This window comes from Shewanella sp. ULN5, assembly GCF_030731885.1.
In the GTDB taxonomy this organism is placed as follows: Bacteria; Pseudomonadota; Gammaproteobacteria; order Enterobacterales; family Shewanellaceae; genus Shewanella; species Shewanella holmiensis.
In genome coordinates, this window is sequence record NZ_JAPJEE010000001.1 from 1 (window position 1) to 7309 (window position 7309).

Sequence of the window (7309 nt, forward strand, 5' to 3'; positions counted from 1 at the left end):
TAGAGAAATCGAAAGGGATAACAAAAATAAATACAGTCTTTTCAAAATAACCTCCTATGTTAATTTGGGTATAACGCCTAGCTCACAGGAAAATTAGGAGCGGAGCGAGTAATTTTTCCTGTGAAGCTACTTGTTAGCATTGTTTTTCCGGAAAGCCATTTTCTTATTAAGTATTGTCTTCTTAACTAAATCACTTGCATAACTTTCTGGCATATCATAATCAACTAAATATTTTGCGATCTCATCTTCAGAGTACTTTCCAGACTCAAGCATTTTAAGAATTTCAAGTGTGGGTTTTCTATCGAAATCCATTTCATTAATATTACGAGACTTAAAGTGCACTTCTGACTCAAGGTCACGTATTCTATGAGATAGACTTCTAGTATTACTTAATATTTCAGCAAGAATATCCTGCTCTGGTCTAGGTGGTATAACTTCGCCCGGAGGGTTTTTATCTATCGCTTCTTTAAAGTTTTTATCAAATTGCGGCCAGTAAGTATCAAATACTTGCCTTAAGATCCTTTCGTCAAGTGCTTTATCTCCTAGGCAATCATTAATAGTCCTCGTTAACTCCCACACACTGCCCTTATCCGGCAACGTATGATTAAATTGGGCAAGCGGATCTTGTAAATCTTCTGGTTTAAGATCTATCAAAAATGTGCACACTCGGTTTGTAGTCAACCCTTTAGCCAGCGCGCCAGTCTCAAATAATATCCAAGGTTTTTCTTTATTCTCTTGCGTAAGACAAACTACACCGACAGAAACATCCTTTAATTTATCGCTTATTTCTGAAAACCATATTGCACCACGATCAATATCTCTAGTCGAAATCCAAGGTTGAGAGGCTTGAATCACACATTTCAACCAATCACTAATTAACTCAGCTACTGCCTTGCTACGCTGTCCAGACCAACTAACAAAAATTTTCATACTTCCCTCTCGATGATGGTGCTCTAAAAATGCTAACAGCTTATTGAACGGCGCATCATTCAATGTCGGCCGTTTAAGTTATTGATTAATAACATCCTACATTTGCTATCTTATTGATGTAAAGCACTTTTTATTTCAACAATTGCAAAAAAAAGCGTGCAAAATGTTTTTCAATATTATTTTTCTACTTGCTTGCTAAAAAAACACTAAAAAATAACACCTTACAAAATTCTCGCTTCAATATCACCTACTACTTATGTATGATTTTTGACCTGATAATTCGTAAATCAACCGAAAACCATTATAACTGTATAAACATACAGGTATAAATGAAAGCGGGCGAATTTATGAAAAATACCGGTTATTTAGGCTCGATTAAAGAACAAATAAGAGTGCGCCATTACAGTTATCAAACTGAGAAATCATATTTGTATTGGAACCGTTACTTTATTCGGCACTTTAAATTTTCCTCGGCCAAACAAATTACACCATTACATATTGAACAATTTCTGACTTTTCTGGCCAATAGTAAGCAAGTGTCTAGCAGTACCCAGCAACAGGCACTGTGCGCACTTGTTTTTGCCTTCAAACATGTACTTGCAATTAACACCGATGATTTGAAATTCCCTTATGCAAAACCACCCAGCAGCATTCCCCAAGTGCTTGAAGATTCTGAGGCAAAGTTAATTATTGAACGCTTAACAGGAAAATATAAACTTCTAGGCATCTTACTTTATGGTGCAGGGCTTAGGCTTACAGAGGCATTAACCTTACGCATAAAAGATATTGATACTCAAAATCAGACCCTGTTTGTTTACCGAGGAAAAGGTAAAAAAGATCGCGTGTGCATTTTACCGCAAATGGCGAATGAGTTAGTCGATCAGCAAATTAATCACGCACGCCACACTCATTTAACTGACTTAAATAAGGGTTTAGGTATGGCTTCCCTACCACCTAGCCTAATAAAAAAGTTTGGCACTAGTGCTAAGTTATTGCATTGGCAATATCTTTTTCCCTCGATACATTGTGTCTCACATCCCGTAGATGGCTATATTTGCAGGCATCACATTGATCCCACAACGTTTAGAAAAGCATTACAAAAAGCGGTTAGCCAAACACCAATAACCAAACGAGTGACAGCCCATACTTTCAGGCATTCTTTTGCAACAAACTTACTCAGACGTGGCCATGATATAAGAACCGTGCAAGAACTTCTGGGTCATAATGATGTAAAAACAACGCAAATATATACCCATGTCGCTGGCTTACATCAAACTGGTATTGTCAGCCCAATGGACTACATAAGGTAAATAACCCCTAAATCGCACACTAACATTTACATTGTTTAATCTTCTAGGTCACAGTTTTTAGTTTCGGGTGATTGTATCGAAGCGAAACCTCAGGTAGTCTGCATGCTCTTACTATATTTAAGTGGATTTAACGCTTGGTCAGCGCTTGAGTGACCCGGCAGTCCCAGTAGATTATTCGGATATGCTGTCTCGATGACCCAAAAGACTAATAAGCTAACAGACATAGCAAAAACAGATGAGATAGCGGGTAAAAAAACGGTTAACCATCGTAATGCGACCACCACGCCTGAGATGCGTCAGTTTATTCAAGAATCTGATTTAAGCGTGAGTCAGTTATCTAAAATCCTCAATATTAGTGAAGCCACCGTTCGCAAGTGGCGCAAACGCGACTCCATTGATAACACCCCCAATACCCCTCACAAACTCAATACCACCTTGTCACCGATGGAAGAATACGTGATGTTGGGGCTGCGTTATCAATTAAAAATGCCCTTAGATAGACTATTAAAAGTCACTCAAGAATTTATTAATCCCAATGTGTCACGCTCAGGCTTAGCCCGATGTTTAAAGCGCTTTGGGGTTTCTAAGCTTGACGAATTCGATAGCCCTTTCGTGCCTGAAAAATTCTTCAATCAGCTCCCGGTTACTCAGGGGGCAAACATTCAAACCTATACCGTAAACCCACAAACCTTAGCCGACACCTTGGCCTTACCCAGCCCTGATCCTGACAATGTAGTGCAAGTGGTTTCGCTCAGTATTCCGCCAAAACTGACCGAACATCAAGCCTACTCAGTGCTTTTGGGGGTCGACTTTAAATCTGATTGGGTTTACTTAGATATTTATCAAGATAGCCATGCTCAGGCGAGTAATCGCTACATGGCACACGTTTTAAAACACGGTCCATTTCATTTACGAAAGTTGCTTGTGCGCAACTATCACAGTTTTCTTGCTCGATTTCCTGGAGCAAGTCTAGCAGTTGCTAAGCCTAACAATGTTAAACCTAACGCAGCTGAATCCCTACATCAGATGACTAACCCGCTGTCATCAAACGGAGACTCACAATGAGCCAATCCAAAAAAAATACCGATAAGCGTCTTAATAAGCGTTTAAAAGATATGCCTGTTGCAATTGTTGGCATGGCCAGCATTTTTGCTAATTCTCGTTATTTGAATAAATTTTGGGATTTAATCAGCGAAAAAATCGACGCCATTACCGAAGTGCCTGACACGCATTGGCGTATTGAAGATTATTACGATGCAGACAAATCTGCGCCGGACAAAAGCTACTGTAAGCGCGGTGGTTTTTTACCTGAAGTCGACTTCAATCCAATGGAGTTTGGCCTGCCGCCTAATATTCTTGAATTAACTGATTCATCGCAATTGCTGTCGCTGATTGTGGCTAAAGAAGTATTAGCCGATGCTGGCGTGGGTGCAGATTATGACACCGACCGTATTGGTATTACCTTGGGTGTGGGTGGTGGTCAAAAACTGAATCACAGCTTAAGTGGGCGTTTACAATACCCAGTACTAAAAAAAGTGTTCAAAAGCAGCGGACTGAGTGATGCTGACACTGAAATGCTAATCAAAAAATTCCAAGACCAATATGTTCACTGGGAAGAAAACTCATTCCCTGGCTCACTGGGTAACGTGATTGCGGGTCGTATCGCCAACCGTTTTGATTTAGGCGGGATGAACTGTGTGGTCGACGCCGCATGTGCTGGTTCTTTAGCTGCATTGCGTATGGCACTGACCGAATTAACTGAATGTCGTAGCGACATGATGATCACCGGTGGTGTGTGTACCGATAACTCGCCATCTATGTATATGAGCTTCTCTAAAACACCGGCATTTACCACCAACGAAACTATCCAACCTTTTGATATCGATTCAAAAGGCATGATGATTGGTGAAGGTATTGGCATGGTGGCGCTGAAACGTCTTGAAGATGCAGAGCGTGATGGTGACCGTATTTATGCGGTGATTAAAGGTGTTGGTGCTTCATCTGATGGTAAATTTAAAAGTATTTACGCCCCGCGCCCTGAAGGCCAAGCAAAAGCATTAAAACGTGCCTACGATGACGCCGGATTTGAACCGCACACCATAGGTTTGATTGAAGCGCATGGTACCGGTACTGCTGCTGGCGATGTGGCCGAGTTTAATGGCTTGAAATCGGTGTTTGCAGAAGGCAATGATACCAAGCAACACATTGCGCTGGGTTCGGTTAAGTCTCAGGTGGGTCACACCAAATCAACGGCTGGTACTGCGGGTGTCATTAAAGCGGCACTGGCACTGCACCATAAAGTGTTACCGCCAACCATTAACGTGAGTAAGCCTAATCCTAAATTGGGCATAGATGACTCACCTTTTTACCTTAATACTGAAACTCGCCCTTGGTTACCTCGCGCCGATGATACACCTCGCCGTGCGGGTATTAGCTCATTTGGTTTTGGTGGTACTAACTTCCATGTGGTTCTTGAAGAATATACTCAAGACCATCAACGTGATGCCAAATACCGTCATCGCGCTGTGGCTCAAAGTTTATTGATTAGTACCAGCAATAAAGCTGCGCTTGAAACTGAATTAACTCAATTACTCAATGAAGTAAAAGCCTTAAACATTAGCACCCCTAACCTAGTGGAAATTGAATTAGCTAAGTTAGCTAAGCGTTTTGCAATTAGCGCAATTGATAGCAAAGCCGCCCGTATCGGCATGGTGGTCAGCTCACTCACTGAATTGGTGACACAACTGACTCAAGCAATTGCCCAGCTAACAAGCAACACCAGTAATGCGTGGCAATTACCTTCGGGAACCAGCTTCCGTAATGAGGCGCTAGTCTCAAGTGATGCTGAGGTCAAAGTTGCGGCGTTGTTTGCTGGTCAAGGCTCACAATACGTCAATATGGGTATCGACCTTGCGTGTCATTACCCTGAAATGCGTCAGCAGTTAATGCTAGCCGACAAGGTGTTTGCCAAAAACAAGCAATCACTGTTATCGCAGGTCTTATTCCCTATTCCTGCATTTGAAGCCAATGATATTGCTGCGCAACAAGCGGCATTGACCAACACGGCTAATGCACAAAGCGCGATTGGCGCTGTTAGCATGGGGCAATATCAATTACTCAGTCAGGCAGGCTTTAAAGCCGATATAGTTGCTGGCCACAGTTTTGGTGAACTGTCAGCATTATGCGCTGCGGGAGTGATTAGCTCTGAGGATTATTATCAGCTAGCCTTTGCCCGCGGCCAATCAATGGCGGCAACGCCTAAAGACCAAGATGCTGGCGCTATGTATGCGGTGATCCTGCCAGCTAACGCGGATGCGACCCACATTGATAAGCTTGAACTTTGCATTAAAGACTTTGACGGCGTGAAGGTTGCTAATTACAACTCGCCAACTCAGTTAGTGATTGCAGGCCCAACCAATACCACAGCTGATGCGGCCAAAGCCATTCAGACATTGGGTTTTAAAGCCATCGCATTACCTGTATCGGGCGCTTTCCATACGCCACTTGTTGCCCATGCTCAGGTGCCTTTTGCCAAAGCCATCAGCAAAGTGAAATTTGCTAAGCCTAAAGTCAACCTCTATGCCAATGGCACAGGTAAGCTACATCCAAAAGATCCTAAAGCCATTCAAGCTGCCTTTAGCGAGCATATGCTGCAGTCAGTGCGTTTCAGTGATCAGCTAAAAGCCATGTACGATGCTGGTGCTCGAGTGTTTGTTGAGTTTGGTCCGAAAAACATTCTCCAAAAACTGGTTGAAGGCACCTTAGGCAATCAAAGTGATGCCGTCAGTGTGGTAAGCCTGAATCCAAACCCGAAAGGAAACAGCGATACGCAATTGCGTCAAGCGGCGACTCAGCTTGCGGTTTTAGGCTTGGCATTAACAGAGGTTGATCCATACCAAGCGCCGATTGCTGAATTAGCCAAATCATCGCCAATGAATGTCAAACTCACCGCCACTAACTTCATTAGCCCAGCGACTAAAGCGAAAATGCAGCAATCGTTGGAAACCGGTCAAGTTGCGCCTAAGCAAGTTGAAGTGAAGGTTGAAGTGCCTGTCGAAAAAATTGTAGAAAAGATAGTGGAAAAAGAAGTGATTAAAACTGAATATATTGAAGCACCACAAGCAGGTGCCACGCCTTCAGCCGTAAGCCATACGCCTGTTAGCCGCCCGACTACAGCAGTGCAATCGCCCTCAGCAGCGGTAAATACTGACAGCATTAGCGCATTTTTTGCCGCTCAAGAGCAAACGGCACAATTGCATCAACAGTTTTTAGCCATTCCTCAGCAATATGGCGACACTTTTGCCACGCTCATGGCGGCGCAAACTCAAATGGCCGCATCGGGTTTAACTATCCCTGACAGCTTGCAGCAGTCAATGGCGCAATTTCACCAGCACCAGGCACAAACCTTACAAAGCCATACTTTGTTCCTTGAGCAACAAGCGCAATCTAACCAACATGCCTTAGCAATGTTAACTGGCCAGGCGCCTGTCGCATTTACTCAAAATACACATGTCGCGCCAGTCGCTCAGGTTGCTAAACCAATAGCGACTCAAGCACAGGTTCAGCAGCCTGTTCAACAAACCGTTGCTCAAGCTGTGGTGCAAACGCCTATTACACCAACACCGCAGCCTGTTGCAATGTCAGCGCCTGCGCCTCAAGTCACACCGGTTAACGTCCCAGCACCCGTTGCTGCTGCGCCGGCAGCGCCTGTGGCGGTAAGCTCAGGTCTAAGCGCTGACAAAGTACTTAACACCATGCTAGATGTGGTTGCTGAAAAAACCGGTTACCCTACTGAAATGCTTGAACTTGGCATGGATATGGAAGCTGACCTCGGCATTGACTCTATCAAGCGTGTGGAAATATTAGGCACAGTGCAAGATGAGTTACCCGGCTTACCTGAATTAAGCCCAGAAGATTTAGCCGAGTGTCGCACTTTAGGTGAAATCGTTGATTACATGAACAGCAAGTTGCCAGCAGCAGGCGCAAGCCCATTAGCTACGACAGCCACTGCAACAGTTGCTTCGGCGCCAGTATCGGCAAACGGCGGCTTGAGTGCTCAGTTAGTGCAA

Annotated in this window: 4 protein-coding genes; 3 read left to right on the plus strand and 1 reads right to left on the minus strand. The window is 43.6% G+C overall.

Annotated elements, in window-relative coordinates; translation table 11 throughout:
* Window positions 1-126 precede the first annotated feature (126 nt).
* Window positions 127-930 (minus strand): TIR domain-containing protein, encoded by an 804-nt coding sequence (locus ORI98_RS00005; protein ID WP_306133782.1) that lies wholly within the window; start codon window positions 928-930, stop codon window positions 127-129.
* 347 nt (window positions 931-1277) lie between these two features.
* Here ORI98_RS00005 and ORI98_RS00010 point away from each other — a divergent pair, with 347 nt between their 5' ends.
* The 3 genes from ORI98_RS00010 to ORI98_RS00020 form a co-directional block, all read left to right on the plus strand.
* Window positions 1278-2240, plus strand: coding sequence for an integron integrase (locus ORI98_RS00010; protein WP_306133784.1), 963 nt, complete (start codon window positions 1278-1280; stop codon window positions 2238-2240).
* 192 nt (window positions 2241-2432) lie between these two features.
* The gene (locus ORI98_RS00015; protein ID WP_261299704.1) at window positions 2433-3305 is read left to right on the plus strand and encodes a helix-turn-helix domain-containing protein; all 873 of its coding nucleotides are present in this window, start codon (window positions 2433-2435) and stop codon (window positions 3303-3305) included.
* Window positions 3302-7309: beta-ketoacyl synthase N-terminal-like domain-containing protein (locus tag ORI98_RS00020; RefSeq protein ID WP_306133785.1), on the plus strand; the 4008-nt coding region annotated here is incomplete at its 3' end. The genes ORI98_RS00015 and ORI98_RS00020, both read left to right, overlap by 4 nt.

Coding starts and splice junctions, on each gene's coding strand:
- ORI98_RS00005 (WP_306133782.1), bottom strand. CDS start 930: ATGAAAATTTTTGTTAGTTGGTCTGGACAGCGTAGCAAGGCAGTAGCT.
- ORI98_RS00010 (WP_306133784.1), top strand. CDS start 1,278: ATGAAAAATACCGGTTATTTAGGCTCGATTAAAGAACAAATAAGAGTG.
- ORI98_RS00015 (WP_261299704.1), top strand. CDS start 2,433: ATGACCCAAAAGACTAATAAGCTAACAGACATAGCAAAAACAGATGAG.